Source organism: Nocardioides korecus (assembly GCF_054778395.1).
In genome coordinates this window covers 271,042-297,135 of the sequence record NZ_BAAGZO010000005.1, presented here as the reverse complement: position 1 = coordinate 297,135, position 26,094 = coordinate 271,042, and the positions used below count along the sequence as shown (strand labels likewise).

Genomic DNA, 26,094 nt, shown 5'->3' with positions numbered 1-26,094 from the left:
GCTGCGCGTCTTCGTCGGCGCTGTGAACCCGAGCATCGGAGGACGGGTCGCTTGGGCGTCGCTCCAGGTCCGGCCCCGGGCACCGCCTGGTGGGGTCAGGAGGCCGTGGCGACGATAGTGGACGCGACGATGCGGTCGTGCACGTATACCGCAGCCCGAACCTCCGCAGGCGCGTAGTCCATCCACGTTGGGCTGGCCGAGGCGGCCGCAGGCGCAGCTGCGCGGTAGGCGAGCACGCTGCGCATCACCTCGCCGGCGGGATCGAGCTGTTGGCCGGGGTCGGCGAGCAGGTCGGCGAAGGTCGGACGCGCCGGTGCAGCTGCGCGGGCAGCGACTAGGGCGCTCTGTGCAGCCGATAGCCGGCGGGCGGCCTCGTTAAGGTGGGCCTCGGCGGCACCACGCTTGCTGGCGTCACGAGTGGAGAGCGCATCCTCGTACGCCATCAGCGCCTCGTCGTAGTAGTAGGAGGCGTTCGCGACAGCGTCACGTAACGCCGGCTGCGCGTCGGTCGTGCCGCCAGCGAAGGGCGATGAGTTCGTCTCCACGGGGTCCCCTATACGTCGAGTATGCGTCAAGCACCGGCGTCTCACCAGGTGAGTGAACTCGCATCTTTACATGTTTTCTGGCCCCGGTGACCGAAATGAGCCGGGATGGAACGGCAGCTGATCGGAGTGTTCACCACAGTTCCGACCACGGTGTCGTCCCTTCGATCAGGGTCGGAACCGCGATGTCGGTGGTGTCGACCTTGGCCCATCCGGCGAGCGGGAAGTCCTCGCTGAGCAGGGCCGCGAGCGTCTCGTCGGCGTCGTTGGCCCACCGTTCGAGCATCCCAGCAGGTACCAGTCGGCCGTCGACTTCGAGGGCACGGTGCTCGGTGCGCTCCTGGCAGCGGTCCAGCGGAGCGCTCGCGTGCAGCAGGTGGATGTCGTAGTCGGCGGAGCGGAGCCGCTCCACGTAGTCACGCATTGAGCCCAGCCGGCCGATCGTGTCGTAGACGATGTCGGCTCGACGGTCCAGCGCACGGTCGAACACGTCGCCGTAGGTCAGGTCGAAACACTCGGTGGCGACCACGAGGGAGCCGAGGCCCTCGGCGTATTCCGGAAGGAGCTGTCGCACGCGGTCGGCGTCGATGACCGAGTACGGCGTCGGGACGCCGGCACCAGCCGCGTCGGCAAGACGTGTCCGGTGCCGGTCGACGATGCTGCGCAGCACCGAAGTCTTCCCCGCACCTGGGCACCCGATGGTGAAGAAGACCGTCGGCCTGTCGGCGTGCGCAGGCGTGGCAGGAGTCACGCCTGCTGCGCCCGGTGCAACGCAGTCGGCGACGATACGCGCGTGCACCGCAAGGCGCTCAGACACGTAAGGGCGGTCGTCCGCTGCCCCGGGTCGGTAGATGCGGGCGGTCGAGACGAGCTCACCACGGTCTGAGATGACTCTGACCTCGGCGTGGAGTCCCGGGTGCGTGGTGCGCTCTTCGATTATCTTCAGCGCGTCCTCGTTGCTCCGCCACCAGTTCGCCTGGTAGTCGGCCGTTGCCGCCTCGAGCTCCTCGAGGCTCGACCACGTCACGCCGGCACGCCCCCGCGCAGCACTGGCCGCGGGACCCAAATTTCGTCGTGGGACCTCACGCGTCCTCGTTCCAGGCTCGCTCGGCCTCCGCGAGCTTCCGTCGCGCAGACTGCAGCAGCCGGTCGACCTTCTTGGTCTCCAGCGGGCTGCCGAAGCGGTACTGCGCGATCTCGGCGTACGACATGCCGTACTGCGCCTGGGCGAGGATGACGAAGCGCTCGTCCTCGCTGAGCCGCTCCAGCGCGTGCAGGAGCGCAGCGCGGGTCTCGACGACCTGCCCGGGGTCGGGGCCTGACTGCTGGCCGAGCTCACCGAGCTCGGTGGGGTCGAGTTGGACCTCTTCTCCTTGGCGCCGCACCAGGTAGAAGTCGCGAACGGCGTCGATGTAGGCGAAGCCGGCGGCACCCAACGCCCAGCTGGCGCCGTCGCCGCGCTCTGGATCGAATCGGGCTGCGCTTCGTCGCGCTCGCTGCAGCGCCCCGACGGTGGCGTCCATCCCGATGGCGTCGAGATCTCCGGGCTGGATTCGGGGGAGCCACACGCCCTTGATGGCGGTCTCGTCGGCTCGCATTGCCAGGGTCACTCCGCGTCGGCGTACGACGTTGTACAGCTCGGTGAACAACAGTTCGTCATAGGCCCGGGCCAGTCCTGGATCGTCTTCGTTGGCGATGCGAACGAGCAGCTCGGTGGCACGCTCCGCGAATGGCTCCAGCGCGGAGGTGTCGACCATCGCCATCCTTCGTGTCTACCTGGCAACACCGGTAGCGGCACCGGGGAAACCGCATCGTCCGACGGATCGGCCGGTGCACCTTGGGCCTCAAACCCTAGCCAACAAGACCGACAACGGCGGGCCTGCTCTCAACTCCACGATCCTCGCGGCTGGACGGTACGTCCGAGTGCGACTTGATTTTCCATGTGCTCGTCCCGTCTCGCGAGACGTACCCACGCGTGGGTCTGAAGTGGCTCAGGGCTCGCGGCCCGCATCATTCTGGGTGTGCAGCGCCTTCTCGGCGCTCCCGACCTAGCCGCATACGATGCCTTGCCGTCGCCACCCCTTCGTCAGGCTCACATCACGCTCACCAAGTGCCTCACCAAGCGGCTCACAGGTACCTCACTGCGCCGCTCACCACCGCTGACGCGCACGTCTAGACGCGCAACTTCGCGGCAGCGTCTGCGGACACCCTGCGGACATTGCGGCTGGAGCAACGCCAAAGGCCGCCTCCGGATGACTCCGGAAACGGCCTCTGACCTGCGGTTTTACCTTTGTAGCGGGGGCAGGATTTGAACCTGCGACCTCTGGGTTATGAGCCCAGCGAGCTACCGAGCTGCTCCACCCCGCGTCGGTGAACAGAACATTACCCGCCCTCCCGGTGCGCTCCAAATCGGGGGGACGAGCCCCGCGTCACATGGGCGTCCGTCATCATGCGTGCATGCGTCCCCTCCCGTCGTACGCCGACGTGCTGGCCCTCCCGAGCACCCCGCGCCAGCCCGTGCCCGAGGCCCACGGGGACGGCAACGGCCACATGAACGTGCGTCACTACCTGGGCGCCTTCGACGACGCGGAGTGGGTGCTCTTCGACGAGTTCGACGCCGGGACCGCCGCGTCGCAGGCCGGCGTGGGCGGCATGTTCGCGCTCGAGCAGCACCTCACCTACCGCCGCGAGGTCGTGGTCGGCGACGAGGTGGCGGTGCACCTACGCCTGCACGAGCGCAGCGAGAAGCTCCTGCACCTGGTCAGCTACCTGGTCAACCACACCCGCGAGGAGGTCTCGGCCAGCCTCGAGGCCCTGGAGGGGTACGTCGACTACCGCACCCGCCGCCTCGCGCCGTTCCCCGAGCCCGCGGGCACCCGCCTGACCGAGCTCGTCGCGCGCAACGCCGCGCTCCCGTGGACGCCCGTCCTGTCCGGGGCGATGCAGGTCCCGCGGTGACGCTGCGGACGCTGCGCCGCCTCGAGGAGGAGGCGGAGTACGGCTCGATCCTGCTCGGCCCCGCCGAGCAGCAGCCGCGGCGCCTCCGGGTGCGCGTGCAGGTGCTGCTGACCGTGCTGCTGCTGGGCACCAACGCGATCGGCGCCGGCATCGTGCTGGTGCTCTCCGCGCTGGTGATCCCCAGCCCGCCGGTCAACCACGCCACGTTCCTGCTGCTGGCGATCGGGGTGCCGGTCTACGTCGCGCTCGCGCTGCTGGTCGGCACCGTCTGGGGCACGGCCGGCGCGCTGCGCTCGCTGCGCTGGGCCACGCGTGAGGACGTGGAGCCCACCGAGGAGCAGCGGGTCGAGGCACTGGCGGTGCCGTGGTTCCTCACCAAGGTGCAGGGGACCCTGTGGGTCGCCGCGACCGTCCTGTTCACCGCGTTCGAGATCAACCTCCAGCCCGATCGGGCTCTTGCCTCGGCCTTCACGGTCGGCATCGCGTCGCTGGTGGTGACCGCGATCGCCTACCTGTTCTGCGAGTTCGCCCTGCGTCCCGTCGCGGCCCGGGCGCTGTCGGGAACGACGATCGAGGTGCAGCGCCTCGGCGTACGCCGTCGGATGCTGCTGTTCTGGGGCCTGGGCACCGGCGCCCCCCTGGTCGGCCTGATCGCGGTCGCCGTCTTCACCCTGACGCTGAGCCGCGGCGAGGTCAGCCCGACCCGGCTCTCGGTCGTCATCCTGGCCCTGGGCGGCGTGATCCTGGTCTTCGGCCTGCTGGTCACCTGGCTCAACGCCCGCGCCGTGGTCTCCCCCATCATCGCGGTCCGCGACGCCATGCAGGAGGTCAAGGACGGAGACCTCGACGGCGAGCTGCAGGTGTACGACGGCACCGAGCTCGGCCAGCTCCAGGCCGGCTTCAACCAGATGGTCGGCGGCCTGCGCGAGCGCGAGCACCTGCGCGACGTCTTCGGGCGCCACGTCGGCAAGGAGGTCGCCGAGGCGGCCACCGAGACCGACGTCGAGCTGGGCGGGGAGACCCGGGTGGTCTCGGTGCTGTTCGTCGACCTGGTCGGCTCCACCACCCTGGCCACCGAGAAGGACCCGACCGAGGTCGTCGCGCTGCTCAACCGCTTCTTCGGCGTCGTCGTCGACGAGGTCGACAAGCGCCGGGGCCTGGTCAACAAGTTCATCGGCGACGCCGCCCTGGCCGTCTTCGGTGCACCCGTCGACCTCGAGGACCACGCCGCGCGGGCCCTGGCCGCCGGCCGGGCGATCGCGCACCGGTTGGCCGACGAGGTCCCCGAGATCCAGGCCGGCATCGGCATCTCCACCGGCGAGGCCGTGGCCGGCAACGTGGGCGGCGAGTCGCGGTTCGAGTACACCGTCATCGGCGACGCCGTGAACGCCGCCGCCCGCCTGACCGAGCTGGCCAAGGACGTCGACGGCCGCCTGGTCGCCTCCGGCGAGGCGATCGACGCCGCCGGCTCCGAGGAGGCGGACCTCTGGGTCCACCACGACACCGTCGTCCTGCGCGGCCGCAAGGACGAGACCCGGATCGGCGTACCCCGCGAGTGAGCTGGCAGCGCGGGCGCCCGCCCGGAAGCCTCCGCCAGGAGCCCCCGACCCCGCCCGGCCCACCCGGGCCGGGACGGGGGCGGGCTACTTCTCGGCCTTGAGCGCCTGCTGGACCAGGGCTTTGGCCTCGTCGACGGCCTTGGCGTACGCCGCGAGGTCGCCGGCCTTGAGCGCCTTGTCGGCCTGGGCGAACTTCTGGTCGGCCTGCTGGAGGGCCTTGAGGGCCTGGACCGGCAGGGCCGTGCCGGACCCCGTGGAGCCGCCCGTCGAGCCGCCCGTGGAGCCACCGGTCGTGCCGCCCGTGGTGCCCGTGGTGTCCTGGCCCGAGCGGGTCAGGACGTCCTGGAGCGCCGAGGACAGCGTCGGGCCGATGCCCACCTCGTTGCCGAAGGAGACCAGCACGAAGGTCAGGCCGGGGTAGTTGCCCGACCCGCCCTGACGCACGGTGTAGAGCGGCTGCACGTAGAGCAGGCCGCCACCGACGGGCAGGGTCAGCAGGTTGCCGTACTGCGCGCTGACGTCCTGCCGCTTGAAGGCCAGCAGCTGCGAGGCGACCTTGTCGTCGCGCTGGAACTGGTTGGCGATCTGACCCGGACCGGGCACCTGGGTGTTGTCGGGCAGCCGCAGGATCTGGAACTTGCCGTAGGTCTTCGGGTCGGCCGCGTCGGCGCCGACGGACATGAAGGCCGCCAGGTTCGACTTCTTCTGCGGCACGTAGACGCTGGTCAGGGAGAACACCGGGTTCTCACCGCTCTTGGTGGCCACCGAGAGGCGGTACGGCGGCTGCTTGCGCGTCGAGGCCGAGGTGTCCTGCGGGACGTCCCACTTGTCGTTGCCCTCGTAGAAGGTCTTGGGGTCCAGCACGTGGTAGCTCGCGAGCAGGTCGCGCTGCACCTTGTAGAGGTCCTCGGGGTAGCGCATGTGGGCCAGGATGTCGGCGGGGATGTCCGACTTGGGCTTCACGATGCCCGGGAACGCCTTCTCCCAGGTCTTCAGGATCGGGTCCTTGGTGTCCCACTCGTAGAGCGTGACCGTGCCGTCGTAGGCGTCGACCGTGGCCTTGACCGCGTTGCGCATGTAGTTGATCTGGTCCGTCGGCAAGGTGGCGTACGCCGAGCGGGGGTTGATCGCGTCGGAGGTCATGTCCTGCAGCGAGCGCTTCTCCGACAGCGGGTAGGCGTCGCTGGTGGTGTAGCCGTCGAGCAGCCAGACCATCTTGCCGTCGACCACGGTGGGCAGCGCGTCGGAGTCGACGGTCAGCCAGGGGGCGACCTTCTGCACGCGCTCGCGGGGCGAGCGGTCGTAGAGGATCTTGGAGTTCTCGTTGACCCGCGAGGACAGCACGATGTTGGCGTCGCCGAACTTCACGGCGTACAGCAGCTTGTGGAAGACGTCGCCGACCTTGACGCCGTCCTTGCCGGTGTAGGTCGTGGTCGTGGACTGGCCGGGGTCCTGGCCCTGCGGGATGTCGAGCTCGACGTCCTTGCCCTTGGGCGCCTTGCCGACGATCGAGTAGAGCGGGCTGTGCTCGCCGAAGTAGATCTGGCCGCGGTAGGTGCCCTTGGGCTGGCTCTCGCTGATCTGGCCCTTGGGCGGCAGCTGCTCCTCGGCGAACACCGGGGCGCCGTCGTTGTTCGCGACGGCGTTGTCGGAGGCGTCGCGCTGGTTGCCGTAGGCCGCGATCAGGCCGTAGCCGTGGGTGTAGACGGTCTTCTCGTTGGCCCACTTCTTCTGGGCGTCGGGGAGGCCGTCGATGTTCATCTCCCGCGCGGCCACCACCATGTCGCGCTCGCGGCCGTCGATCTTGTAGCGGTCCACGTCGAGCACGCCCGGCACGCGGTAGTAGCCGCGCACCTGCTGGAGCTGCTCGAAGGTGTCGGAGACCAGCTGCGGGTCGACCAGCCGGATCCCGGGCAGGGAGGCCGCGTCGGCGTTGAGCTGGGTCGGGGACAGCTTGGTCTGGGCGTTGTACTCGCTGACCGAGGTGTCGTCCAGGCCGTACGCCGTGCGGGTCGCCTGGATGTTCTTGCCGATGTACGCCGACTCCTTGTCCGGCTCGTCGGGCTTGACCTGGAACCGCTGCATCAGGCCGGGCCAGACCCCGCCGAGCAGCACCGCCGAGATCGCGAACAGGGCCAGGCCCACGCCGGGGAGCAGCCAGGTGCGCCGCACGATGTTGGCGAAGAACAGCAGCGCGCAGATCACCGCGATGAACATCAAGATGTTCTTCGAGGGCAGCACCGCGTGGTCGCGGGTGTAGGTCATGCCGGTGACCAGACCGCCGGTCTGGGAGGTCAGGTCGAACCGGTCCAGCCAGTAGTCGACGCCCTTGAGGACCAAGAACAGGCCGAACAGGGCGGAGAGCTGGGCCTGCGCGGCGCCGGAGACCTTGTCGCCGGCCGACTGCAGGCGGATGCCGCCGTAGAGGTAGTGCACGAGCGCCGCCAGCAGCAGGCCGAGCACCACGGCGGTCATGGCGAAGTCGACGACGAAGTGCCACCAGGGCAGGCGGAAGACGTAGAAGCCGATGTCCTGGTGGAAGTAGGGGTCGGCGGTGCCGAAGTCGCGGCTGTTGCTCCACAGCAGGAACGAGCGCCAGCGGCCGGTGGCCGAGACCCCGGCGAAGATCGCGAACACGACCGAGACCGCGATCAGCAGCACGCGCCGCATCGGGGTCACCAGCTCGCGGTAGCGCTCCAGGTTGGCCTGCTCGGGCGAGTGCGGCCGGAACACCGGGCGCAGCCGGAAGGCCAGCCAGAGGTTGACCCCGACGACCAGGCCCATCAGCAGCCCGAAGAAGAGGAACAGCCCGATGCGGGTCCACAGCAGCGTCGTGAAGACCTTGGAGTAGCCGAGGCTGGAGAACCACAGCTTGTCGGTCCAGATCCCCGAGAACAGCGAGAAGCCCACCACCACGACGCCGACCACCAGCGCGGTCAGCAGCAGCGGCCGGGGGCGGCGCGGGCCCGTCGGGACGCCGGCGTGACGTGCCGCGGGTCCACCCGGGCCGCCCGATCCGCCGGGTCCACCGGACCCACCACCCTGCTCGGCGAAGTAGTCACTCATCGGTCGCTCCCTGGTCCGGCGTGGGGTCCGGCGTGGGGTCCGGAGTCGTCGAGCTCGTCGGGTTCCTCGCCCAGGACCACGGCGTCGTCCTCGGGACGCAGCGTGGCCAGCAGCAGCTCCACCAGGCCCGGCACGAGGTCGGGCCCGGTCAGCACCAGGTCGTCCTCGTCGTGGGAGCGCTGCCGGATCGCGCAGAAGCTCTCGCCGGTGCGCAGGGCGGCCGCGACGATCCGGGCCTCCTCGCGGTCGGGGTGCTCCGCGGCGTACGCCGCCGCCTGCTCGGGGTCCAGCGGCGCCTCGCTCGCGCCCGCGGCGCCCGGCGGGACGGTGGTGGCCTCGACGACGACCGCGCAGCCCGCGACCTCCGCGGGCCACAGGATGGTCGGCAGCAGGTCCTCGAGGCTGTCGGAGACGGTCTCCTGCTCGACCGGGGTCAGGCTGCCGGGGACCGGGGCGGGGCCCTCGTCGAGCCCGAGCACCGCGGCCAGCTGCGGCTCACGCTCGAGCAGCTCGGCGGTGTCGACCAGGGCGAAGAGCAGCGCGGGCTGCTCCCACCCGGCGTACGACGCGTGCTGCTCGATCTCGCGCACGACAGCGGCGAGGGTGCCCGGCCCCTCAGGGGTCTGGTCGGGTGTGGTCACTTCGTGCACCTCGTCAGCTTCGCGTCGGGGTTGGCCGTCCATGCCTTCACGTCCTTGATCGCCTCGGCGAGGGTGTTGACCTTCACCAGGCGGAGCTTGTCGGGGTCGTAGTGACCGTCCAGGGCCTCGGCGCAGTTGCCGGCCGGCACCAGGAACAGCCGGGCGCCGTCGTCCTGAGCGCCCACCAGCTTCTGCTGGATGCCGCCGATCACGCCGACCTTGCCCTGGGCGTCGATCTCGCCGGTGCCGGCGACCGACTTGCCGTCGGTGAGCGAGCCGGGGGTCAGGACGTCGTAGATCGACATCGCGAACATCAGGCCGCCCGAGGGTCCGCCGATGTTCTGGTCCAGGCCGATCTTGACCCGGAAGGGGAACTCGTAGCCCGCGCCGATCGCGACGCGCAGGGCGCTGGCCTTGGCGTCGTCGGGGGCCGAGGTGGTGCGCATCCGCTCGGTGACCCGGCGGCCGTCGCGGCGCACGACCATGGTGACGGGGCTGCCCACGGCCAGGGGCCGCACGACCTTGGTCAGGCTCTCGAGGGAGGAGACCGGGCGCCCGTTGGCCGAGACCACCACGTCACCGACGCGGAGGTGGCCGTCGGCGGGACCGCCCGTGGTGACGGCCGCGATCTTGGTGACGCTGCTGAAGGGGATCTTGAGCACCCCGAGCGCGGCGGCCACGGCGTTGTCCTGGCTGGAGACCATCTGCTGGCCCGACTGCTCCTTGACGCTGGCGCGGGTGTCCTGCTTGGCGTAGATCGCGTCGTAGGGGTAGACCGAGCGGTCCGGGTCGAGCCAGGCGGCCACCATCTCCGGCAGGCTGACCTTGTCGCTGGGGCCGCTCGGGATGATCGTGACCAGCCGCAGGGCGCCGCCGTCGGTGTAGGTGCGACGGCCCTGGACCGAGATGATCGGCTTGCCGTCGTACTTGCCCAGGACGTTGACCGTCGGACCGGGCGAGAAGGTCACGAACGGCACCGGGAGGGCGGCCGCGACGACGGCCAGGACGACGAGGAGCGCGGCCGCGAGCAGGGCGGCCCAGGAGTGGCGTCTCATCCGAGACGGACGCCGCACGACCGGCCCGCTGGGCGGTGTCCGGATCGCGTGACGGGGGTGGTCATGAGCGAAACCCTCTCACCCGGCGGCAACCGGAGCCAGGCGGATCGGGCTCCGGCGGGTCACGACCTCGTCACGAACCGCGGCACGGCGGCTCGAGCCTGAGGAGCACCTGAGGAGAACGGTCCGATCCTCAGGATCGGGGGCCGGAGGCGCCGGTCGCTCAGGCGGAGCGGCGGTCGCGGTCGTCGTCCGCGCGCTGCCCGGTCTCGAGCCCGGCCGGGGCCTGCCGCTGGCTCGGCAGCTGGTCGGGGTGCTGACCGGGTCGCGCCTCGGGCCGGGCGGTCGGCCGCAGCTGCTGGGAGGGGCGTACGGCGATGCCGGTGCTGCGGTCGCGTGCCCGGCGCGGGGCGTCCGCACGTCGGGTCACCTCGTCGGGCAGGTCGCGCAGGATCGCCCGGGCGAAGCGCTCCTGGGCCGCCTCCGAGCGGTCGGGGCCGGCCGGGCGGGCACGTCCGAGCCAGCCCACCCACGCCATCGCGACCGCGGTCACGGCGACGGGCGGCAGCCACCACAGCAGGATCTCCACCCGCCCATGATGGGTGAGGGGCCGGCCTCAGGACGGCTGCAACACGCCAGGTCAGGGCGAGTTGACCCACTCCTCGCGACCGTCGGTGAAGACCTGGTGCTTCCAGACCGGCACGGTCGCCTTGAGCCGGTCGATGAGGGCGCGGGAGGCGTCGTACGCCTGTCCCCGGTGCGCCGCGGACGCCGCGACCAGCACGGCGGTGTCGCCGACCGCGAGGTGGCCCGTGCGGTGGACGGCCGCGAGGGCCACCACCTCGAACTCGGCGGCGACGCCCTCGGCCACCTCGCGCAGGCGGTCCAGGGCGCTGGGGTGGGCGCTGTAGTCCAGGTGGCCCACGGAGTCGCCTCCGTCGTGGTCGCGCACGACGCCGACGAACAGGTTGACGCCACCGGCTGTCGGGTCGTCGACGGCGGCGAGGACCTCGGCCGCGTCCAGGGCCTGCTCCCGCAGGTCGAGCAGGCGCACGACCGGGCGGCCCGAGGGACCGACGGCACCGACGGGCCCGCCGATGTCGGATCGGGGCTGGTGCGCTGCGGGGTCGGTGCTCACCCGGGGGAGCCTACGACCCGCGCGACCGGTTGGGCCGCGGGCGGTAATTTGGACCCATGAGCAGCAATCCCGGCGGTTCCGACGACAACCCGTTCAAGGGCACGCCCTTCGAGCAGATCTTCAACGCCCTCGGCGGCGGGGGCGGCCTGTTCGGCGGCGTCCCCGGGGCGAGCGGCAGCGGTCAGCCGGGCGCGGGCGGCATGCCCGACCTGTCGGCGCTCTCGGGCCTGATGGGCCAGATGCAGGCGATGATGGCCCCCTTCGACGGTCCGGTGAACTGGACCCTCGCCACCGACGTGGCCCGCCGCACCTCCGCCCAGGAGCCCGACCCCTCCCCCGGCCAGGCCGCGCAGTCCCAGGTCGCCGACGCGATCCGGCTGGCCGACCACTGGCTCGACTCCGCGACCGTGCTGCCCTCGGGCGTCTCCACCACCGCCGCCTGGAGCCGCGCGGAGTGGATCGAGCAGACCACCGAGGTCTGGCGCGTGCTGGTCGAGCCGGTCGCCGAGCACGTCGTCGGGGCGATGGGCAAGGCGATGCCCGAGGAGGCCCGCACGATGGCGGGCCCGTTGATCGGGATGCTCGGCAAGGCCGGCGGGGCGATGTTCGGCCAGCAGGTCGGGTCCGCGCTCGGCGGCCTGGCCGGCGAGGTGCTCAGCGCCAGCGACATCGGCCTGCCCCTCGGGCCGGTCGGCAAGGCCGCACTGCTGCCGCACAACATCACCGCGTTCGCCGAGGGCCTCGACGTCACGCAGGACGACGTCGTGCTCTACCTTGCCCTGCGCGAGGCGGCCCACCAGCGCCTCTTCGCCCACGTGCCGTGGCTGCGCGCCCACCTGATCTCCTCGGTCGAGGACTTCGGCCGCGGCGTCACCATCGACGTCTCGGGCATCGAGCAGGCCCTGGGCCAGCTCGACCCCACCAACATGGAGGCCATGCAGGAGGCCCTCCAGGGCGGCCTGTTCGAGCCCCGCCAGACCCCCGAGCAGAAGGCCGCCCTCCAGCGGCTCGAGACGACCCTGGCCCTGGTCGAGGGCTGGGTCGACGAGGTCGTCGGCCAGGCCACCGCGACGCGGATGCCCGCCGCCGCGAAGATGCAGGAGGCGATCCGTCGCCGCCGGGCCGCGGGCGGTCCCGCGGAGGAGACCTTCGCCGCGCTGGTCGGCCTGGAGCTGCGCCCCCGCCGGCTGCGCGACGCCTCCACCCTGTGGGGCTCGCTGCGCTCGCGGCAGGGTCTGGAGGCCCGCGACGCCGTCTGGGCCCACCCCGACCTGCTGCCCGACGCCGCCGACCTCGACGACCCGCTGGGCTTCCGCGAGGGCATGCCCGACGTCGAGGACCTCAGCGACGAGGACTTCGACAAGGCGCTCGGCGAGCTCCTCGACGAGGCCGGCGACGCGACCCCGGGTCCCGACGACACCGACGGGACCGACGGTCCCGGGCGACGCGGACCCGACACCCCGGCGTGAGCACCGACGCCACCGGGGTCGCGGCCCCGGCCGTGTCGCTGCGCGACGACGCCGTCGGGCTGCTGTCCGCGTGGTCGGCCCCCGACGAGACGCAGGAGCAGCTCAGGACGGCGTACGTCGACCACCTCGCCTCGCGGCCCGACGGGGTGCTGCGCTCCTGCCTGCCGGCCCACCTGACCACCGGCGCGCTGGTGCTCAGCGACGACGGCGGCCACGTGCTGCTGAACCTGCACCGCAAGGCGGGCCGGTGGTTCCACTTCGGGGGACACCTGGAGACCACCGACGGCTCCGTGCGTGACGCCGCGCGGCGGGAGGCGGTCGAGGAGTCCGGGCTGGCCGACCTCGACCTGGACCCCGAGCCGCTGCACCTGTCCTCGCACGTCGTCGACTTCTGCGGCGGGCACGACCGGGTGACCCACCTCGACGTCCGGTTCCTCGCCCGGGCAGCGCGATCGCGAGCACCCCAGGTCAGCGAGGAGTCGCTCGACGTGCGGTGGTGGCCGGTCGACGCGCTGCCGACGCAGGAGGCCGACATGGTCGAGATGGTGGCCGCCGCGGTGGCCCGTGCCGGCTCCGGGGAGCCGGCCGTCTAGGACTCGGCCTCGGGCTCCACGAGGTCGGCCTCGGGGTCGAGGTCCCAGCGGGCCGCGTGGGCCGCGCCCTCGAGGTAGCCCTTGGCCCGCTCGGCCCGGTCGTAGCGGTCGACCCAGCGCCAGAAGCGCGGCCCGTGGTTGGGCTCGATCAGGTGGGCCAGCTCGTGCAGCAGGACGTAGTCCAGCACCCACGGCGGCATCGACCGGACCCGTTCGGAGACCCGGATCGCCCCCGTGGTCGTCGTGCAGGAGGCCCACCGGGTGGTCATGGTGTCGACCCAGCGCACCGAGGTCGCCTCCACGCGGCCCTCGAGGTGCTCGGCGACCAGCCGCCGGCAGCGTCGGGCCAGCTCGTCGTCGGTGCGGGCCCCGCGACGGGCCGAGCGCTCCAGCCGCTCGAGCATCGTGGCCACCCACTCCTCCTCCTCGGCGCGGGAGAACCGGTCCGGGATCAGCACGACCACGGTGCCGTCGCGCCGGTAGGCCGAGACGGTGCGGGTGCGGCGGCGCGAGCGGCGTACCTCCACCGGCGGCGAGGTGGGACCCGGGGACGTCATGGGCGCGACGCTAGCCGCGAGCGCCGACATCCCGCGCACCCCCACCGGCCCAGGCCAGCAGCCGGTCCAGGGGCCAGGTGTTGACGATGCGGTCCGGGTCCAGCCCCAGCTCCTCGGCGCGGGCGCAGCCGTAGACCTGGAAGTCCAGCTGGCCCGGGGCGTGGGCGTCGCTGTCGATGGAGAACAGGCAGCCGGTGTCGATGGCCAGGCGCAGCAGCTCGGTCGGGGGGTCGCGGCGCTCGGGGCGGGCGTTGATCTCCACCGCGGTCCCGGTCTCGGCGCAGGCCTCGAAGACCGCCCGGGCGTCGAACCGCGACGGGGCCCGGGTGCCGCGGCCCCCGGTCACCAGCCGGCCGGTGCAGTGACCGAGCACGTTGGTGAGCGGGTTGCGCACCGCGGCGACCATCCGGCGCGTCATCGGCGCGGGGTCCATCGCGAGCTTGGAGTGGACCGAGGCCACCCGCACGTCCAGGCGGCGCAGCATCTCCTCGGTCTGGTCCAGCGATCCGTCGTCGAGGATGTCGACCTCGATGCCGCTCAGCAGGCGGAAGCCGTCGCCGCCCAGGTGCTCGTCGACGGCGGCCACCACCTCGAGCTGGCGCGCGAGCCGCCCGGCCGACAGCCCGTGGGCCACGGTCAGGCGCGGCGAGTGGTCGGTGAGCACGAGGTAGTCGTGGCCCAGCTCCATCGCGGTGAAGGCCATCTCCTCGATGGGCGAGCCGCCGTCGGACCAGTCGGAGTGGGAGTGCAGGTCGCCACGGAGAGCGGCCCGGACCTGCTCGCCGCCCTCCACGAGCGGCCCGCCCACCTCGCGCTCGAGGGTGGCCAGCCGGTCGGGGACCCGGCCCTGGACCGCGGCCACCACGACCTTGGCGGTCGAGGGGCCGATGCCGGGCAGGTCGGTCAGGGTGCCGTCCTCGACCCGGTCCGCGACCTCGTCGCCGAGCGGGAGGAGGGTCTGCGCCGCCGCGCGGAACGCCTTGACCTTGTAGGTCTCGGCGCGACTGCGCTCGAGGAGGAACGCGATCCGGCGCAGGGCGGCGACCGGTCCGTCGGCGTACGCCGTGGGGTCGGGGGTCGGGTCGTCCACCCCCCGATCTTGCCGGATCGCGACCCCGGATCCACAGCCGCCGCGCACCGCTCCACAACCACGTCCGCGTGTTCCACAGGGTTTTCCACAGGCGGTGGGTAAGTCCTGGGTGGCGGCCCTGCCGGGAGGATTGACCGATGTGCCGGGGCTCACTACCGTGGTCGCCCAGCAGGGGCCTTCGACGAGCCGCTGGTGCGTTCGCAAGGGGAAGGCAAACGCACGAGAACTCGTCGGGGGCCCCTCGTCCACGTCCCGGCGCCCGACCCCCGGCTCGGCCGGCGTCGACCGCTCCTCGTGGCCGGGCAGGTCGGCGTACGGCGACCCCGTGCGGCCCACTCGCCCCACCCGTCCCACCAGGCCCGGACGGGGCATCTTGTCCATCCCGCGACGAAAACCCACCTCCCAGGAGAGACTGCAGCGGTGAACGTGGACCACGGCGCAGATCCCGGGCTGGCGCCCCGCAACCCCAGCGGGGTCACCGGCCCCCTGAAGGCACCCACCGGCATCGCCGGTTTCGACCTGGTCACCGGGGGCGGTGTCCCGCGAGGTCGACCCACCCTCATCGCGGGAGCGGCGGGATCAGGCAAGACCCTGTTCGGCCTGGAGTTCCTCGTGCGCGGGATCGTCGACCACGACGAGCCGGGCGTCCTGCTCGCCTTCGAGGAGACCGAGACCGACCTGGCCACCAACGTCGCCTCCCTCGGCTTCGACCTCCCCCACCTCGTGGCCCAGGGCAAGCTGGCCATCGACTGCTTCCGCCTCGACCCCGCGGAGTTCGTCGAGACCGGGTCCTTCGACCTCGACGGCCTCTTCATCCGCCTGGCCATGGCGGTCGAGTCGGTGGGCGCCAAGCGCGTCGTGCTCGACACCATCGAGATCCTGTTCAGCGCCCTGCCCAACGCCGCGGTCATCCGCAGCGAGCTCGGACGGCTCTTCCGCTGGCTCAAGGACCGCGGCCTGACCGTCGTGATCACCGGCGAGCGCGGCGGCGGGGAGCAGCTGACCAAGTTCGGCATCGAGGAGTACGTCTCGGACTGCGTGGTCGTCCTGGACCACCGCGTCCTCGACGGGATCTCCACCCGGCGGCTCCGCGTGGTGAAGTACCGCGGCACCGTGCACGGCACCAACGAGTACCCCTTCCTGATCACCGCCGACGGCCTGGCCGTCGTGCCGATCACCTCCCTGGGGCTGACCCACGAGGCCTCCGACGAGCGCGTCACGACCGGCGTGGCCGACCTCGACGAGATGCTCGGGGGCGGCGTCTTCCGCGGCTCCTCGGTGATGGTCAGCGGCAGCGCCGGCACGGGCAAGACCAGCATCGCCGCGCAGATGGCCCACGCGGCCTGCGAGCGCGGCGAGCGGGTGGTGTTCCTGTCCTTCGAGGAGTCGCCCAGCCAGCTCACGCGCAACATGGCCTCCATCGGCCTGGACCTGCGCCACTGGGTCGAGGAGGGGCTGATGGTGCTGCACTCGGTGCGCCCCACCGCCTTCGGCCTGGAGGAGCACCTCGCCGAGCTGCACCAGCTCGTCGACCAGCACGAGCCGGCGCTGGTCGTCCTGGACGCAATGGCCAGCCTGGGTCACGTCGGTAGCCGCGACGACACCTCCTCGGTGATCTCCCGCGACCTGGACCTGCTCAAGGGCCGGGGCATCACCGCGGTGATGACCACCTTGATGCACAACCAGACCGAGGAGGTCAGCCAGGTGAACGTCTCCTCGCTGGTCGACACCTGGCTGCTGCTGCGCAACCACGAGAGCAACGGCGAGCGCAACCGCCTGCTGTTCGTGATCAAGAGTCGCGGCACCGCCCACTCCAACCAGGTCCGCGAGTTCGTCCTGAGCGCCTCCGGGCCCGAGCTGGTGCCGGTCTTCGTGGGTCCCCACGGGGTCCTGACCGGCTCCTCACGGGCCGCCCAGCTGGCCCAGGAGGACCGCGACCGCGACCGTCGGCTCCAGGACGCCGAACGGCGTCGCCGCGAGCTGGAGCAGCGCGCGCGCCACACCGAGAACGAGATCGAGTCCATGCGCCAGGTCCTCGAGATCGAGCGCGCCGAGCTGGAACGGCTGCTCGAGGACGAGCACGCCCGAGGAGACGAGGCCGAGGGGCGCGCCGAGCAGGCGCAGCTGCGGCAGAGTGGAGCACACCGGTGAACGACACGACGCACGACCGCTACGCCGACCTGGACGAGGGCCTGGCCGACGTCGACAAGGTGCTGCTGCGCCTCTACATCGCCGGGCAGTCCCCGCGCTCGGTCCGAGCGATGGAGAACCTGCGCCGGGTCTGCCAGGAGCACCTCGCCGGGCGCTACCGTGTCGAGGTGATCGACCTGCTGGAGAACCCCAGCCTGGCCCGCGGCGACGAGATCGTGGCGGTGCCCACCCTGGTGCGCACGCTGCCCGAGCCCATCCGCAAGATCATCGGCGACCTGTCCGACACCGACCGGGTCCTGGTCGGGCTCCAGCTGCGCTCCCCCGAGGTCGGGACGTGACGCCGCGGAGCGAGGAGTCGACCGTCCCCGCGCCGACCGAGGACGTCGACCTGGCGGCCTCGCCGGTGCGGGTCGACCTGACGCTGTTCGTGTCCGGGGCGTCCCCGCGCTCGACCGCCGCCGTGGCGGTCGTGCGCTCGGTGTGCGACGGCGACCTCGAGCTCGACGTGCACCTGACCGTGCAGGACGCCGCCACGGACCCGACGGCCGCGCGCGCCCACGACGTCGTGGTGCTGCCCACGCTGGTCGCGACCGCCCCGGGCCCGCGTCGGCACCTGGTGGTCGACCCCGACGACGCCGCGCAGGTGCGGGCGTGGGTCGGCGACCTGCTGCGGTCCTGGTCAGGAGCTGCACCCGAGGAGGTGGCGCCGTGAGCGCCCAGCCCTCGGACCGCCACCGGGTGCTCGACCACGACGAGCACGACGCCCGGGAGGCCGGGCTGCTCGAGGAGCTGCGCGAGCGGGTGTCCTACCTCCAGCAGGCCCTGGAGGCCGTGGGCGGCAGCGGCGTGGACGCCGTGGTCATCGGCGGGCCCGACGAGGAGCAGATCTACACCCTGACCAGCGCCGACCGGCCCTACCGCGTGATCGTGGAGAACATGGGCGAGGGCGCGCTGACGGTCTCCGAGAACGGCGTGGTGCTCTACTGCAACCCGCAGCTCGCCGAGTTCCTCGGCATCGACCGCAGCGACCTGGTCGGGCAGGACATCACCGCGTTCGTCGCGCTCGACCAGCAACCCGCGCTGGTCTCCCTGCTCGACGGCAGCGCGCAGGGCACCCGTCGCGCCGAGCTGCGGCTGCACCGCGCCGACGGCACGGACGTACCGTTCCTGGTGGCCGCCACCGACCTCGACCTGGAGGGCACCGTGGTGCGCTGCCTGGTGATGACCGACCTGAGCATGCAGAAGCTGGTGGAGCGCAGGATCGCCAGCGACGCGGCGATGGGGCAGCGCCAGGAGGTGGCCCGTGAGGTCAACGACACCATCGTGCAGGGACTCGTCGCCGCCGAGATGGCCCTCGACCTCGGCCAGGTCGACCTCGCCCGGAGCCTGGTCGCGCGCACGTCGAACCACGCCCGCCACTGGATCGGGGAGCTGGCCGGAGGCGACCAGCTCGACCCCGGCGTGGCACGCCGGAGCGGGCCGGCCCGCGCGGACGCGGTGACGCCGTGAGCGCCGCCGCCGCCCTCAGCGTCATGGTCGTCGACGACTCCCCCGACCTGCGCGAGCTGATCACGATGGTGATCCAGCGCCACCCCGACAAGTGGCGCGTCGTGGCCACCGCCGAGCAGGGACGGGAGGCGGTCGACGAGGCCCGCTCCTACCAGCCGGACCTGGTGCTGCTCGACATCGCGATGCCGGTCATGGACGGGATGGAGGCACTGCCGCTGATCCGCCAGGCGGCACCGTCGGCGGTCGTCGTGATGCTGTCCGGCTACCCCTTCGCCACCGCGGGTGCGGGCGCGATCGAGGCCGGGGCCCACGGCTACCTGGAGAAGTCCAACCTGGTGCGCGGCCTGATCCCGCGCCTGGAGCGCATCCTCGGCGGGGACCCCACCGGCGAGGGCTGAGCCCCCCACCTGAGCCCCACCACCGCCGTCGCCCGGCCGGTCTCACCGACCGGTGAACCTCGCCGGGCGGCGCTCGCGCGCTGCCGCGATGCCCTCCTGGAGGTCGTCGGTGGCGAGGGTGACGGGCTGGGCGAACGCCTCCCACTGCAGGCAGGACTCGAGGTCGCGGTGGCGCTGCCGCAGACCCAGCGTGGTGTAGCGGCTGGCCACGGGGGCGGTCGCGGCGATGCCCTCGGCGACGGCCAGCACCTCCGCGGCCAGCTCCGCGTCGGGGTGCACGCGGGTCACCAGACCGATCTCACGGGCCTCCTCGGCGCCCACCAGGCGTCCGGTCAGCAGCAGCTCGCGCGCGACCGCCTCGCCGACCACGTCGGGCAGCAGGTAGGTCGAGGCCATCCCCGGGTTCATCCCCAGCTTCACGAACGGCGCGCCCATGCGGGCACCGGCGCCGGCGTAGCGCAGGTCGCAGGCCAGGGCCACGCACAGCCCGGCGCCGATGGCCGGACCGTTGACAGCCGCGATCGTGGGGACCTCCAGCGAGCGGATCGAGAGCCACGCCCGGTAGAAGGCCAGCATCCGCGTGCGCAGTCGGTCCACGCCGGCCTCGGGCTCGCTGGCGATCCAGGCCGTGTCACCGCCGGAGCAGAACGCTGTACCCTCCCCGGTGACCACCACGGCCCGGACGTCCGGGTCGCCCGCGAGGCGCTCGGTCGCCGCGACCCACGAGGCGGTCATCGGCTCCGACATCGCGTTGCGCTGGTCGGGGTTGTCCAGGACCAGCCGGGCCACGCCCGGGGCGGGCCACTCCAGCCGCAGGTGCTCGAAGCGCTCGGTGGGGCGGGACGGGTTCGCTGCTGGGGCCGGCTCGGGAGACATGGCGGGCACGCTACCCGTCACCGACGGCGGCCGGTCCGGTCCCGGCACGAGCCCGGTCCGCGACCGGACCGCGCCAGAACACGCCTGGCGCGGCGACTCCCCTGCGGGGTTCCCGCCTGAGCGTGGTCTAGGGTCGAGCGGGGTCCCACGGAGCGGGACCCCGGCGGGCTTCCTCGCAACGCCCCCGCCGTGTGACACCCGAGACGATTCGAAGGAGGCCCTCATGGCGGAGACCTGGAGCGGCGAGTTCTACTGCGTGAAGTGCAAGGAGAAGCGCGAGGCCAGCGGCGAGGTCAAGGTCAACGACAAGGGCACCCGGATGGCCAAGGCCGTCTGCCCCGTCTGCGGCACGAACCTGAACCGCATCCTCGGCAAGGCCTGAGCACAGACAGGCCCAGCAGCAACGCCCGCCACACGCACCACCCGTGGCGGCACCGACGGCGGGATCCCTCGACACCGAGGGGTCCCGCCGTCGTCGTGCGTCGGGGCTGTGGAGGACCGCTGGCCCCGGGAGCCGGACCGACCTAGCCTCCCGCCATGGCCGAGCCCGAGGACGTCGCACCGTCGAGGCCACCCCGCCTCGCCCGCGGGCTCCGCGTGGTCCGGCGGGGGCGCGACCGCCTCCAGGTCGGGCTGCACGCCGACCGGCGCGCCGTGCTTCCCCGCACCCCCGTCGTCGAGCAGACCCTCCTCGACCTGCTCGGCGGCGACGCGACCGGCACCGACCCCGGGACCGCGGAGGTGCTCGAGACGCTGCGCGCCCACGGGTGCCTCCGACCGGACCCGACCGCTCCCCCGCCGCGGGTGGCCGTCGTCGAGCACGGGCGCCCGGCGGTCCCGGCGGGGTCGGGTGCCGCCGGTGAGCTCCTCGAGGCGGCCGGGCTGCGGCTGACGCCCTGGCTCTCGACCTGCGACGTGGCCCTGGTCGTGTCGTGGACCGAGCTCGACCGCGACGTGCTCGATCCCCTGCTGCGCTCGGGCACCCCGCACCTCGTCGTACGGCTGGTGGACGGGGGTGCGGTGCTCGGGCCCTTCGTCGTCCCCGGACGGACGGCCTGCCTGCGCTGCACCGACGCCCACCGCACGCTGGAGGACCCCGACCACGTGGCCGTGACCGCGCGCTACGTCCGGGCGGTGGGCGTTCCCGACGGGGTGGACGGGCCCGACGTGGCCGACCACCTGGGCGCCCTCGCCGTCGCCTGGGCCGTGCGCGACGTGCTGGCCCACCTGGCCGGCACGCGTCCCGCGACCTGGTCCGCCACCTGGCACCTGCCGCCCGACGGCAGCGCGCCCGCGGTACAGGAGTGGTCCCGGCACCCCGGGTGCGGATGTTGCTGGGCCGCGGATGCCCGCCCGTCGGGCACGATGGGGCCATGACCGTGGTGTTCCCGTGACCGAGCTCCCGCGCAAGGCCGTACGCCGTACGGCACGACTCGCCGCCCTGCCGCTGGGGTACGCCGGCCGCACCGCCTGGGGCTTCGGCAAGCGGATGGGCGGGGCGTCCGCCGAGTCGGTGCTGACCGAGGTCCAGCAGCGCACCGCCGAGCAGCTGTTCCGCACCCTGGGCGAGCTCAAGGGCGGGGCGATGAAGTTCGGCCAGGCGATGTCGATCTTCGAGGCGGCGCTGCCCGAGGAGCTGGCCGCCCCCTACCGCGACCAGCTGACCCGGCTCCAGGACTCCGCGCCGCCGATGCCGACCATGACCGTGCGCGAGATCCTGTCGCGCGAGCTCGGGGCCGACTGGAAGGACCGGCTGGTCCGGCTCGACCCGGTGCCCGCCGCCGCGGCGTCCATCGGGCAGGTGCACCGCGGCACCTGGCACGACGGTCGCGAGGTCGCGGTCAAGGTGCAGTACCCCGGCTCCGCCGAGGCCCTCACCTCCGACCTGCGCCAGCTCTCCCGGGTCGCGCGCGGACTCGGTCCGCTGGTGCCCGGCCTCGACGTCAAGGCGCTGATCGCGGAGGTGCAGGCGCGGGCCGTGGAGGAGCTCGACTACTCCCTGGAGGCCGAGGCGCAGCACTCCTTCGCCACCGAGTTCGCCGGCGACCCCGACATCCTGATCCCCGACACCGTGGACGCGGCCGGGACCGTCCTGGTGACGGAGTGGATGGACAGCGAAGCCTCGCTGGCCCGCGTCATCCGCGAGGGCAGCCAGGAGGAGCGGGACCACTACGGCCACCACTTCCTGCGGTTCATCTTCGAGGCGCCGCAACGCACCGGGATGCTCCACGCCGACCCCCACCCCGGCAACTTCCGGCTGCTGCCCGAGGGCGACCGTCGGCTCGGTGTGCTCGACTTCGGCGCCGTCGCGCGGCTGCCCGAGGGAGGCCTGCCCCGGTCGATGGGTGCGCTGATCCGGATCGCGATGCTCGAGGACTACGACGCCCTCGAGGTCGCGCTGCGCGACGAGGGCTTCATCCGCGACAAGATCAAGATCGACGCCGAGGCGCTGCGCGGCTACCTCGGCCCGTTCATGGAGCCGGCCTCGGTCGAGGAGTTCACGTTCTCCCGGGCGTGGATGCAGGAGCAGTTCAAGCGGGTCAACGACCCACGTGGCGACGCCTACGCGACCATGCTCCGGCTGAACCTGCCCCCGGCGTACATGCTGATCCACCGGACCTTCTCCGGCGCCGTCGGCGTCCTGTCCCAGATCGGCGCCACCGTGCCGTTCCGCCAGGTCCTGATCGACTCGCTCCCCGGCTTCGCCGACCCCGAGGCCTGACCCGGGGCCCCACCACCCCCGCCGAGGGACGCGCGTGCACGTTCCGGGTCCGGTGCCTCACCACCAGGTGGAGTTGAGCTTGCCCTCGATCGAGCGGAGGTGCTCCCGCGAGCACCGGCCGCAGTACCACTGCCGTTCCCCGCGCTCCACGGCCGAGGTCCACGTCAGCGGCGGTACGTCACCCTCGGCCACGTCTCCGCACCAGCTGCAGGTCGTCTCCACGACCCGACCGTAGGCCACCACGGGCGCACGCGCGCCCCCTCGCCGCGCGCGTGCGTCCCCTCGGCGGGCACGCGCGTCCCCTCGCGGGGCCACCGCCCGCGCCCCGGTCAGAGGGCGCGGGCGACGGCCAGGCGGGCTTGCGAGACAGCGCGGTCGGCCTGCTGCGACGCGCGCTCGGCGCGCCGGGCCAGGCGGTCGGCCCGGCGCTGCAACCGGTGCGCGACCGCGGTACGCCGGGCCAGGCGGCTCGCCTCGAGCTCGGCCTGACGGGCGCGGAACTGCTCGCGCGCCAGGTAGGGATCGTTGATGCTCATGGTGTCTCCTCCTTCCGAGGTGTCGGTGTGGTCGTCCGGGGCCGCGCGGCCGGGGGTGCCTCCGTCGCGCGGGTCGTGCTCAGGCCGCGTCCTTGCGCGGGCGGCCACGGGGGCGCTTGCGCGGGATCACGACGCCGGAGGCGAAGAGCTCCCCGCCCCACACGCCCCAGGGCTCGCGCCGCTCGAGGGCCCCGGCGAGGCACTCGACCCGCAGCGGGCAGGCCGTGCAGAGCGCCTTGGCCTCCTCGACGTCGGCCGGCGACTCCGCGAAGTAGAGCTCGGGGTCGTTGACCCGGCAGGGCAGGGCCTCGAGCTCGACGGCGCGGTCGAGAACGGTCGTGGTCATCAGTCAGTCACCTCCTCGTGACGTCTGGTGGTTCTGGAGGAGGAAGCCGGGGCCGGAGAAACGAAAGAGGCCGCGGATCCCGGGGTCGGGTTCCGCGGCCTGTGGTCAGCCGGTGCGAGGTGAGGACCTCAGACCGGTGGACCGCCAGGGCGGGGAACCGTGACCGCGCCGAAGGCGCCGGTCGGGACGATGTCGAAGCGGGCGGACGTGCCGATGCCCTCGACACGGACGCGGGCCTGCTTCAGGCACACGTCACCCACGACGTGGGCAGCGACGGGCGCGAGCAGGCCGGACCACATCGGGGTCCCGCTGGAAAGATTCATGGTCGACATGTCGCACCTCCTCGGTTCGTCGTGGGCGGCCCTGGGCCGCGGGATGTTCGTCGAGTCGCACGCTACGCCCGTCGCGAACGGGGGCGCAATCGAATTAAACGGCGGGTCTCCACCAGGTTCGGCGAGGCCGGTGGGCCGCAGGTGCTTCAGGTGAGCAGGGCCAGCAGCTCGTCGGCGTAGCGGTCGAGCTTGGTCTTGCCGATCCCGTTGATCGACTGCAGCCCGGCCCGGCTGGTCGGCTTGACCTCGGCGAGCGCCTCCAGCGTCGCGTCGGAGAAGACCACGAACGTGGGCACGCTCTGGGCGTCGGCCTGCTCCTTGCGCCAGGCGCGCAGCGACTCGAACAGCTCCTCGTCGTAGGGCACCGGGCAGCTCGAGCAGTAGCCGCGGTTGCGCTCCTTGGAGCTGGCCAGCGGCGTCTGGCACTGCTGGCACACCGCCGCCCTCTTGCCCGTGCGCCGAGCACCGCGCGCGCCCGCCCCACCGAGCTGGCCCGACCCCGCGGCCCGGTCGGTCGCCGAGGAGGGCCGCAGCGTCTCGAGGAACCGGCTGGGGCGCCGGCGCGCCTGACCACCGGGGTTGCGGGCCAGCGCCCACGACACCATCAGGTGCTGGCGCGCCCGGGTGATGCCGACGTAGAGCAGCCGGCGCTCCTCCTCGACCGCGGCCGGGGTGTCGGCGTACGTGATCGGCATCGAGCCCTCCTGCACGCCGGCGAGGAACACCGCGTCCCACTCCAGGCCCTTGGCCGCGTGCAGGGTGGCCAGGGTGACGCCCTCGGCGACCGGGGCGTGCTGCTCGTGGGCCCGCCGGTCCAGCTCGGCCACGAACCCGGCCAGGGTCGCGGGCTCCTCCGCGGGGGCCGCCTCCGCGAACGCGCCGGCCTGCGAGACGAGCGCCTGGAGCGACTCCCAGCGGTCGCGGGCCTGGCCCCGGGTGGTGGGCGCCTGGGCCGACCAGCCCATCCCCGAGAGCACGGCCGTGACCGACCCGACCAGCTCGATGCCGTCGGCCTCGCCGGAGCGGACGTCGCCGCGCAGCAGGGCCAGCGCCTGCCGCACCTCCTGGCGCTCGAAGAACCGCGCCGCGCCCCGCACGACGTAGGGCACCCCGCGGGCCGTCAGGGCCTCCTCGAAGGCCTCGGACTGGGCGTTGATCCGGAACAGCACCGCCATCTCGCTCAGCGGCACCCCCTGCTCGCGCAGCTCGTGGGCGCGCCGGGCCACGGCGTCGGCCTCGGCCACCTCGTCGGCGGCCTCGAGCCAGCGCAGCTCGGGCCCGGCCGCGCGCTGCGCCTGCAGCCGCACCGCGCCGGTGGTGGACCCGTGCAGCAGGGCGTTGGCCGCGGCGATGACCTGGGGCGAGGACCGGTAGTTGCGCACCAGCTCCACCGAGGTGGCCCCGGGGTGGGTGCGGGTGAAGTCGGTGAGGTGCGAGGCCTGGGCGCCGGCGAAGGAGTAGATCGTCTGCGCCGGGTCGCCGACCACGCAGATCTCCTCGCGCCCGCCCAGCCACAGGTCGAGCAGCGCCGACTGGATCGGGCTGACGTCCTGGAACTCGTCGACCGTGAACCACTTGTACTGCCGGCGCACCTCGGCCGCGACGCGGTCGTCCTCGCTGAGCAGGGCCGCGTCGATGAGCAGCACGTCCTCCATGTCCATCCGACCCTGCTCGCGCTTGATCTCCTCGTAGCTCTCGAAGACCCGCGCGACCGTGGCCGCGTCCACCCCGCCGACCTCGCGGCCCCGGGCGGTGGCCAGGCGCACGTAGTCGTCGGGACGCACGTTGGTGACCTTGCACCACTCGATCTCGCTGGCGAGGTCGCGCAGCACCGCCTGGGACGCCTCGACCCGGTTGCTCCGCGCGGCGCCGGCCACCAGCGGGATCTTGGAGGCGGTGAGCTCGGGCGGGGCGCCGCCGTAGACCTTGGGCCAGAAGTAGCGCACCTGGCGCAGCGCGGCGGAGTGGAAGGTGCGGGCCTGCACGGCGCCCGCCCCCATCGCCCGCAGCCGCCCGCGCATCTCACCGGCCGCGCGGGTGGTGAAGGTGACGGCCAGGACCTCGGAGGGGTTGTAGACCCCCGAGGCGACCCCGTAGGCGATCCGGTGGGTGATCGCCCGGGTCTTGCCGGTGCCGGCGCCGGCAAGCACGCGGACCGGGCCCCTCAGGGCGAGCGCGACCTCGCGCTGCTCGGGGTCCAGGGCGGCGAGCAGCTCGTCGGCCAGCACCATGAAATGTTCTCCGTCCCGGGTGTGTTGGGCAGGGGACGAGCGTAGACGCGAGAGAGGACACGACGTGACGCAGGAGTCCGGCACCTTCACGATGTACAGCACCCCCTGGTGCGGCTACTGCCACCGGCTGCGCAGCCAGCTGGACCGCGAGGGGATCGCCTACGACGTGGTCGACATCGAGCAGGACCCGTCCGCGGCCGACCTGGTGATGAAGGTCAACAACGGCAACCAGACGGTCCCGACGCTGGTCTACGCCGACGGCAGCGCGCAGACCAACCCCTCGGTGGCGCAGGTCAAGCAGAAGCTGGCCGCGCTGGCCTGAGCG

At 72.6% G+C, this 26,094-nt stretch carries 29 protein-coding genes and 1 tRNA gene; 13 read left to right on the top strand and 17 right to left on the bottom strand.

Annotated features, from left to right (window positions below; translation table 11 throughout):
• Window positions 1-95 precede the first annotated feature (95 nt).
• The 4 genes from ACYVDA_RS12160 to ACYVDA_RS12145 form a co-directional block, all read right to left on the bottom strand.
• On the bottom strand, window positions 96-545 hold the full coding sequence (locus ACYVDA_RS12160) for a hypothetical protein (protein WP_460818623.1): 450 nt from the start codon (window positions 543-545) through the stop codon (window positions 96-98).
• A 130-nt stretch (window positions 546-675) separates the two neighbouring features.
• Window positions 676-1,569 (bottom strand): zeta toxin family protein, encoded by an 894-nt coding sequence (locus tag ACYVDA_RS12155; protein ID WP_460818622.1) that lies wholly within the window; start codon window positions 1,567-1,569, stop codon window positions 676-678.
• A gap of 55 nt (window positions 1,570-1,624) precedes the next feature.
• The gene (locus tag ACYVDA_RS12150) at window positions 1,625-2,305 is read right to left on the bottom strand and encodes a sigma-70 family RNA polymerase sigma factor (RefSeq protein WP_460818621.1); all 681 of its coding nucleotides are present in this window, start codon (window positions 2,303-2,305) and stop codon (window positions 1,625-1,627) included.
• A 530-nt stretch (window positions 2,306-2,835) separates the two neighbouring features.
• Window positions 2,836-2,909, bottom strand: a tRNA-Met gene (locus ACYVDA_RS12145).
• A 90-nt stretch (window positions 2,910-2,999) separates the two neighbouring features.
• Here ACYVDA_RS12145 and ACYVDA_RS12140 point away from each other — a divergent pair.
• Both ACYVDA_RS12140 and ACYVDA_RS12135 read left to right on the top strand, forming a co-directional pair.
• Window positions 3,000-3,500: a thioesterase family protein gene (locus tag ACYVDA_RS12140; protein ID WP_460818620.1), complete on the top strand. Its 501-nt coding sequence runs from the start codon at window positions 3,000-3,002 to the stop codon at window positions 3,498-3,500.
• Complete coding sequence (locus ACYVDA_RS12135; protein ID WP_460818619.1) at window positions 3,497-5,059, top strand: adenylate/guanylate cyclase domain-containing protein; 1,563 nt, start codon at window positions 3,497-3,499, stop codon at window positions 5,057-5,059. Before ACYVDA_RS12140 ends, ACYVDA_RS12135 begins: the two co-directional genes overlap by 4 nt.
• 84 nt (window positions 5,060-5,143) lie before the next feature.
• On the opposite strand, the gene ACYVDA_RS12130 is transcribed toward ACYVDA_RS12135, so the two are convergent.
• The 5 genes from ACYVDA_RS12130 to ACYVDA_RS12110 form a co-directional block, all read right to left on the bottom strand.
• Window positions 5,144-8,125, bottom strand: a complete 2,982-nt coding sequence (locus tag ACYVDA_RS12130; protein WP_460818618.1) for a UPF0182 family membrane protein — start codon at window positions 8,123-8,125, stop codon at window positions 5,144-5,146.
• Entirely contained in the window at window positions 8,122-8,766 is a 645-nt protein-coding gene (locus ACYVDA_RS12125) for a PPA1309 family protein (RefSeq protein WP_460818617.1), read from the bottom strand. The genes ACYVDA_RS12130 and ACYVDA_RS12125 overlap by 4 nt, the downstream gene beginning before the upstream one ends.
• Window positions 8,763-9,821: a YlbL family protein gene (locus ACYVDA_RS12120; RefSeq protein ID WP_460818616.1), complete on the bottom strand. Its 1,059-nt coding sequence runs from the start codon at window positions 9,819-9,821 to the stop codon at window positions 8,763-8,765. The genes ACYVDA_RS12125 and ACYVDA_RS12120 overlap by 4 nt, the downstream gene beginning before the upstream one ends.
• A 223-nt stretch (window positions 9,822-10,044) precedes the next feature.
• Entirely contained in the window at window positions 10,045-10,410 is a 366-nt protein-coding gene (locus ACYVDA_RS12115) for a hypothetical protein (RefSeq protein WP_460818615.1), read from the bottom strand.
• A 51-nt stretch (window positions 10,411-10,461) separates the two neighbouring features.
• Window positions 10,462-10,959 carry a molybdenum cofactor biosynthesis protein MoaE gene (locus ACYVDA_RS12110; protein ID WP_460818614.1) on the bottom strand — a complete coding sequence of 166 codons (498 nt, stop codon included), beginning with the start codon at window positions 10,957-10,959 and terminating at the stop codon, window positions 10,462-10,464.
• A 56-nt stretch (window positions 10,960-11,015) separates the two neighbouring features.
• Here ACYVDA_RS12110 and ACYVDA_RS12105 point away from each other — a divergent pair, with 56 nt between their 5' ends.
• On the top strand, window positions 11,016-12,428 hold the full coding sequence (locus ACYVDA_RS12105) for a zinc-dependent metalloprotease (RefSeq protein ID WP_460818613.1): 1,413 nt from the start codon (window positions 11,016-11,018) through the stop codon (window positions 12,426-12,428).
• A complete protein-coding gene (locus ACYVDA_RS12100; protein WP_460818612.1) occupies window positions 12,425-13,021 on the top strand; it encodes an NUDIX hydrolase in 597 nt (198 codons plus the stop codon). Before ACYVDA_RS12105 ends, ACYVDA_RS12100 begins: the two co-directional genes overlap by 4 nt.
• Here ACYVDA_RS12100 and ACYVDA_RS12095 read toward each other — a convergent pair.
• Together ACYVDA_RS12095 and ACYVDA_RS12090 are read right to left on the bottom strand one after the other, a co-directional pair.
• A complete protein-coding gene (locus tag ACYVDA_RS12095) occupies window positions 13,018-13,578 on the bottom strand; it encodes a M48 metallopeptidase family protein (protein ID WP_460818611.1) in 561 nt (186 codons plus the stop codon). The two genes, ACYVDA_RS12100 and ACYVDA_RS12095, sit on opposite strands and share 4 nt — an antisense overlap.
• Window positions 13,579-13,588: 10 nt before the next feature.
• Window positions 13,589-14,668 (bottom strand): PHP domain-containing protein, encoded by a 1,080-nt coding sequence (locus tag ACYVDA_RS12090; RefSeq protein WP_460818610.1) that lies wholly within the window; start codon window positions 14,666-14,668, stop codon window positions 13,589-13,591.
• 420 nt (window positions 14,669-15,088) lie between these two features.
• Between ACYVDA_RS12090 and kaiC the strand changes: the two genes are divergently transcribed.
• The 5 genes from kaiC to ACYVDA_RS12065 are packed head-to-tail and all read left to right on the top strand — an operon-like array spanning window position 15,089 to window position 18,726.
• A complete protein-coding gene (gene kaiC, locus ACYVDA_RS12085) occupies window positions 15,089-16,819 on the top strand; it encodes a circadian clock protein KaiC (RefSeq protein ID WP_460818609.1) in 1,731 nt (576 codons plus the stop codon).
• Entirely contained in the window at window positions 16,816-17,157 is a 342-nt protein-coding gene (locus ACYVDA_RS12080; RefSeq protein ID WP_460818608.1) for a circadian clock KaiB family protein, read from the top strand. The genes kaiC and ACYVDA_RS12080 overlap by 4 nt, the downstream gene beginning before the upstream one ends.
• A complete protein-coding gene (locus tag ACYVDA_RS12075) occupies window positions 17,154-17,531 on the top strand; it encodes a circadian clock KaiB family protein (protein WP_460818607.1) in 378 nt (125 codons plus the stop codon). The genes ACYVDA_RS12080 and ACYVDA_RS12075 overlap by 4 nt, the downstream gene beginning before the upstream one ends.
• Window positions 17,528-18,328 (top strand): PAS domain-containing protein, encoded by an 801-nt coding sequence (locus ACYVDA_RS12070; RefSeq protein ID WP_460818606.1) that lies wholly within the window; start codon window positions 17,528-17,530, stop codon window positions 18,326-18,328. The genes ACYVDA_RS12075 and ACYVDA_RS12070 overlap by 4 nt, the downstream gene beginning before the upstream one ends.
• Window positions 18,325-18,726, top strand: coding sequence for a response regulator transcription factor (locus ACYVDA_RS12065; RefSeq protein WP_460818605.1), 402 nt, complete (start codon window positions 18,325-18,327; stop codon window positions 18,724-18,726). Before ACYVDA_RS12070 ends, ACYVDA_RS12065 begins: the two co-directional genes overlap by 4 nt.
• A 42-nt stretch (window positions 18,727-18,768) precedes the next feature.
• Here the strand turns inward: ACYVDA_RS12065 and ACYVDA_RS12060 are convergent, their stop codons facing one another.
• Window positions 18,769-19,602 carry an enoyl-CoA hydratase/isomerase family protein gene (locus tag ACYVDA_RS12060; protein WP_460818604.1) on the bottom strand — a complete coding sequence of 278 codons (834 nt, stop codon included), beginning with the start codon at window positions 19,600-19,602 and terminating at the stop codon, window positions 18,769-18,771.
• A 223-nt stretch (window positions 19,603-19,825) separates the two neighbouring features.
• Between ACYVDA_RS12060 and ACYVDA_RS12055 the strand changes: the two genes are divergently transcribed.
• The 3 genes from ACYVDA_RS12055 (at window position 19,826) to ACYVDA_RS12045 (ending at window position 22,324) form a co-directional block, all read left to right on the top strand.
• Window positions 19,826-19,984 carry a DUF5679 domain-containing protein gene (locus tag ACYVDA_RS12055; RefSeq protein WP_297607690.1) on the top strand — a complete coding sequence of 53 codons (159 nt, stop codon included), beginning with the start codon at window positions 19,826-19,828 and terminating at the stop codon, window positions 19,982-19,984.
• Window positions 19,985-20,139: 155 nt separating this feature from the next.
• Window positions 20,140-20,979: a hypothetical protein gene (locus ACYVDA_RS12050; protein ID WP_460818603.1), complete on the top strand. Its 840-nt coding sequence runs from the start codon at window positions 20,140-20,142 to the stop codon at window positions 20,977-20,979.
• Between the two features lie 13 nt (window positions 20,980-20,992).
• Window positions 20,993-22,324 (top strand): ABC1 kinase family protein, encoded by a 1,332-nt coding sequence (locus ACYVDA_RS12045; RefSeq protein WP_460818602.1) that lies wholly within the window; start codon window positions 20,993-20,995, stop codon window positions 22,322-22,324.
• A gap of 57 nt (window positions 22,325-22,381) precedes the next feature.
• Here the strand turns inward: ACYVDA_RS12045 and ACYVDA_RS12040 are convergent, their stop codons facing one another.
• The 5 genes from ACYVDA_RS12040 to ACYVDA_RS12020 form a co-directional block, all read right to left on the bottom strand.
• Window positions 22,382-22,546 (bottom strand): hypothetical protein, encoded by a 165-nt coding sequence (locus tag ACYVDA_RS12040; protein WP_460818601.1) that lies wholly within the window; start codon window positions 22,544-22,546, stop codon window positions 22,382-22,384.
• A gap of 107 nt (window positions 22,547-22,653) precedes the next feature.
• Window positions 22,654-22,860: a hypothetical protein gene (locus ACYVDA_RS12035; RefSeq protein ID WP_460818600.1), complete on the bottom strand. Its 207-nt coding sequence runs from the start codon at window positions 22,858-22,860 to the stop codon at window positions 22,654-22,656.
• Between the two features lie 79 nt (window positions 22,861-22,939).
• Window positions 22,940-23,206 (bottom strand): WhiB family transcriptional regulator, encoded by a 267-nt coding sequence (locus ACYVDA_RS12030; protein ID WP_460818599.1) that lies wholly within the window; start codon window positions 23,204-23,206, stop codon window positions 22,940-22,942.
• 128 nt (window positions 23,207-23,334) lie between these two features.
• Window positions 23,335-23,538, bottom strand: coding sequence for a hypothetical protein (locus ACYVDA_RS12025; protein ID WP_460818598.1), 204 nt, complete (start codon window positions 23,536-23,538; stop codon window positions 23,335-23,337).
• A gap of 146 nt (window positions 23,539-23,684) precedes the next feature.
• Complete coding sequence (locus ACYVDA_RS12020; RefSeq protein ID WP_460818597.1) at window positions 23,685-25,769, bottom strand: ATP-dependent DNA helicase UvrD2; 2,085 nt, start codon at window positions 25,767-25,769, stop codon at window positions 23,685-23,687.
• 91 nt (window positions 25,770-25,860) lie between these two features.
• On the opposite strand from ACYVDA_RS12020, the gene ACYVDA_RS12015 reads away from it, so the two are divergent.
• On the top strand, window positions 25,861-26,091 hold the full coding sequence (locus tag ACYVDA_RS12015) for a mycoredoxin (protein ID WP_460818725.1): 231 nt from the start codon (window positions 25,861-25,863) through the stop codon (window positions 26,089-26,091).
• The last annotated feature ends 3 nt before the right edge of the window (window positions 26,092-26,094 follow it).

Bases quoted from the DNA above. Each gene is read 5' to 3' on its own strand.
- ACYVDA_RS12095 (WP_460818611.1), bottom strand. From the start codon at position 13,578: ATGACGTCCCCGGGTCCCACCTCGCCGCCGGTGGAGGTACGCCGCTCG.
- ACYVDA_RS12105 (WP_460818613.1), top strand. From the start codon at position 11,016: ATGAGCAGCAATCCCGGCGGTTCCGACGACAACCCGTTCAAGGGCACG.
- ACYVDA_RS12130 (WP_460818618.1), bottom strand. From the start codon at position 8,125: ATGAGTGACTACTTCGCCGAGCAGGGTGGTGGGTCCGGTGGACCCGGC.
- ACYVDA_RS12035 (WP_460818600.1), bottom strand. From the start codon at position 22,860: ATGAGCATCAACGATCCCTACCTGGCGCGCGAGCAGTTCCGCGCCCGT.
- ACYVDA_RS12140 (WP_460818620.1), top strand. From the start codon at position 3,000: ATGCGTCCCCTCCCGTCGTACGCCGACGTGCTGGCCCTCCCGAGCACC.
- ACYVDA_RS12025 (WP_460818598.1), bottom strand. From the start codon at position 23,538: ATGTCGACCATGAATCTTTCCAGCGGGACCCCGATGTGGTCCGGCCTG.
- ACYVDA_RS12020 (WP_460818597.1), bottom strand. From the start codon at position 25,769: ATGGTGCTGGCCGACGAGCTGCTCGCCGCCCTGGACCCCGAGCAGCGC.
- ACYVDA_RS12030 (WP_460818599.1), bottom strand. From the start codon at position 23,206: ATGACCACGACCGTTCTCGACCGCGCCGTCGAGCTCGAGGCCCTGCCC.
- ACYVDA_RS12150 (WP_460818621.1), bottom strand. From the start codon at position 2,305: ATGGCGATGGTCGACACCTCCGCGCTGGAGCCATTCGCGGAGCGTGCC.
- ACYVDA_RS12060 (WP_460818604.1), bottom strand. From the start codon at position 19,602: ATGTCTCCCGAGCCGGCCCCAGCAGCGAACCCGTCCCGCCCCACCGAG.
- ACYVDA_RS12120 (WP_460818616.1), bottom strand. From the start codon at position 9,821: ATGAGACGCCACTCCTGGGCCGCCCTGCTCGCGGCCGCGCTCCTCGTC.
- ACYVDA_RS12055 (WP_297607690.1), top strand. From the start codon at position 19,826: ATGGCGGAGACCTGGAGCGGCGAGTTCTACTGCGTGAAGTGCAAGGAG.
- ACYVDA_RS12015 (WP_460818725.1), top strand. From the start codon at position 25,861: ATGTACAGCACCCCCTGGTGCGGCTACTGCCACCGGCTGCGCAGCCAG.
- ACYVDA_RS12050 (WP_460818603.1), top strand. From the start codon at position 20,140: ATGGCCGAGCCCGAGGACGTCGCACCGTCGAGGCCACCCCGCCTCGCC.